This window comes from Okeania sp. SIO2B9 (assembly GCF_010672505.1).
In the GTDB taxonomy this organism is placed as follows: domain Bacteria; phylum Cyanobacteriota; class Cyanobacteriia; order Cyanobacteriales; family Microcoleaceae; genus Okeania; species Okeania hirsuta.
Genome location: NZ_JAAHGK010001138.1, coordinates 1 through 2,485 on the forward strand (window position 1 = coordinate 1; position 2,485 = coordinate 2,485).

Below are 2,485 nucleotides of genomic sequence, written 5' to 3' on the forward strand. Positions count from 1 at the left end.
GCGCTGTGCGCAGGCAACAGCTCATCTGGCAACAGCTCATCTGGGGGAATAAAAAACCGATAATATCAGGCTTTTAGCTATTGGACAGTTACTGTAATTTGTAAATATGCCAGCGCACATTGCTATAATTTTAATTATATCAAATCCGTTTAATTGGGCATAAAAAAAATCTTCAATCGTCATAACTACCCTCATCTTTGTAATTCTTTCTCCTCCTGACTCCTGACTTCCCCTCCCAGGAGGGGAAGTCAGGAGGACCTCCTCAGGAGGGAATAAAGAATCAGAAACAGGATGTAGAAGGAGAAAGTTTTTTGGTCGCGTAAAGGTCACGGAGTTCTATAGAACTTTCATCAGGACATGATATCATACCTCAAATCACCAACGCCAGATGAATAAAGTGCAGGTAGTTTTTCTTTGGCAATTTTAGGACTTACCCATGATATTAAGTCCGGTTAAACAGTTATAGAATGGTTACAGCACTTTTTAGGAAGCGTGAAGTACAGCTTATTAATTCTCTGTTGCCTGTTGCCAGATGAGCTGTTGCCTGATGTCTAATCATCCTGTATGCAACAAAGCCTCGATCATCACCTAAAATCAAACCACTACTTCTGAAATAAAATCTTCATATTTACCGTTAGCAGCTCTAGGAATTTCATCAACATACAAAAGCTTGACTTGGAATTGATTTTTTAAATCTGCGCAAATGTGTTGATGGAGAATTGCTTCCTCATTCTCAGTTATTGCTCTGGAAAGCACCATCCGAACTTCAATAACTTCCACACTTCTCTGTATAACCTGAATCTGGAGAATAGGACCTAATTTAGCCCAATTACTGAGTATATATGAAGGCCAAATAAGATCCCCCGATGGCAAAACCAGTAGATTACGGCTTCGTCCTAATATTCGTCGCAACACTGGTAGTTTTCGGCCACAGGAACAATATTCACCCACTTCTGCATAATCTCCAATTTCGTAGCGAATAAAGGGCATGGCATAGTTATGAAGATCTGTTAGTACTACCCGCCCAATTTGACCAGGAGCACAAGGTTGGTCATTTTCGTCTAAAATTTCTACGATCACGCTTTCAGACTGAATATGATAGTGTTCGTGTTTGGGACACTGCAGAGCAATCAGACCAATTTCCTGACAGCTATAGATATCAACAACGCAGATGTTCCAGACAGCTTGACAAACCTAACGTATTTCCGGGGTCACAACTTCTCCAAATGTGCTGAGAGCTTGAAGATTTGGTATTTTTATTCCTTTCTTCTTGGCTTGTTTTGCTAAAGCGAGAATATTAGAAGGGTAAGTTAGTATATGCTCGGGATTTTCCTTTTCTAACCAAGCTAACTGTTCTGCAATTGTTTTACCACTATCCAATTCTACGAGCGCACCACTGGGAAAAGCATCAGCCCAAATTTTCTTACCCTCTTGTTTTTGCTTGGACTGTCGTAATTTAGAGCGAGGCACTCGAATAGCTGCCACTTTTGCCGAAAAGTTACGCTGATGCCATAGATGACTGCGAAGATTTAATGCTCGGTAAAAAATTCCTTTTGTTTTGGTTGTTTGAAAAGTAATTGGTCGCCCTGTAGAGCCAGAAGTTTGACTTTCTGAAGTAGGCAAATGTTCTTTGGGTAAGGCAGTGCTAATCATCTCCTTGCTTTGCTGTTGAATATCCTGACGAGTCAGAATCGGAATCTGCTGTAGGTCACTATAGTTGAGGAAGCGATCGCGTACTTCGAGTAAAACACCCAGTCGTTGACGATAGAAGGGAACAGTGTGATCAGCATGGGCAAGGAGTGCTGTGAGTTGGAACATCTGCCACTTTTGGATTTCTTCAGGAGACCACCATTGAGTTTGTTCTAACTGATATTGCAAGGCCAAAAGCAAGGAATTGTTAGGGTTTGGTAAGGCTGGCCAAATAACTCCTTTGATCGCAGAAATAGGAATTGGCATATTTAATTAAAGAATTGTTGGTTTTGTTTTATTAGTTTTTATTAATCTAGCAGGGAGAGCATTAAATTCCTGATTTGAGAGCTTGGAAAAATTCTAATTCCCAACACAGATAATAGTGATTCTCTTCAATGCGATAGCTCAGATATTGTTCAATTCCCTCTAAAATTTTGGAGTTGTCAGTTTTGTCAATACCAAACAGTAACTTACAGAAGTTCACCATATCTTCTCAGCTATCAAACTGCCAATCAAAGGAAATTGCTTGATGAACAAGCACTTGAAAACCTACTGTTTCTAACTGATTGGCAGTATTTTTGTCCCAAAATGCACCCTGATGCCCCATAGAGTTGTATCGATCAACAAAGATATTTAAAAAGTCAGCTACTTTCGATCCTTTCCTGACATCTGCCAGACAACAAATTCCTCCTTGAGCAAGTAAACGGTAAGCCTCTTGATAAAAACCAAACTTATCATCTACATGATGTAAAGCAGCTAAACTAATCACCCGATCGATACTTTCTGAAAGCAAAGG

Annotated in this window: 4 protein-coding genes; all 4 read right to left on the bottom strand. The window is 40.0% G+C overall.

Features of this window, described 5'->3' with window-relative positions; translation table 11 throughout:
• Positions 1–594 precede the first annotated feature (594 nt).
• Positions 595–1,080 carry a hypothetical protein gene (locus F6K13_RS28190; protein WP_124154098.1) on the bottom strand — a complete coding sequence of 162 codons (486 nt, stop codon included), beginning with the start codon at positions 1,078–1,080 and terminating at the stop codon, positions 595–597.
• A 114-nt stretch (positions 1,081–1,194) separates the two neighbouring features.
• Positions 1,195–1,956: a hypothetical protein gene (locus tag F6K13_RS28195; RefSeq protein ID WP_124154097.1), complete on the bottom strand. Its 762-nt coding sequence runs from the start codon at positions 1,954–1,956 to the stop codon at positions 1,195–1,197.
• A gap of 61 nt (positions 1,957–2,017) precedes the next feature.
• Positions 2,018–2,176: a hypothetical protein gene (locus F6K13_RS28200; protein WP_161564891.1), complete on the bottom strand. Its 159-nt coding sequence runs from the start codon at positions 2,174–2,176 to the stop codon at positions 2,018–2,020.
• A gap of 6 nt (positions 2,177–2,182) precedes the next feature.
• A partial coding sequence (locus F6K13_RS28205) for a methyltransferase domain-containing protein (protein ID WP_287289156.1) occupies positions 2,183–2,485 on the bottom strand: 303 nt, incomplete at its 5' end.

What these genes read in the sequence shown, in the direction of transcription:
- F6K13_RS28200 (WP_161564891.1), bottom strand. Translation starts at nt 2,176, where the DNA reads ATGGTGAACTTCTGTAAGTTACTGTTTGGTATTGACAAAACTGACAAC.
- F6K13_RS28195 (WP_124154097.1), bottom strand. Translation starts at nt 1,956, where the DNA reads ATGCCAATTCCTATTTCTGCGATCAAAGGAGTTATTTGGCCAGCCTTA.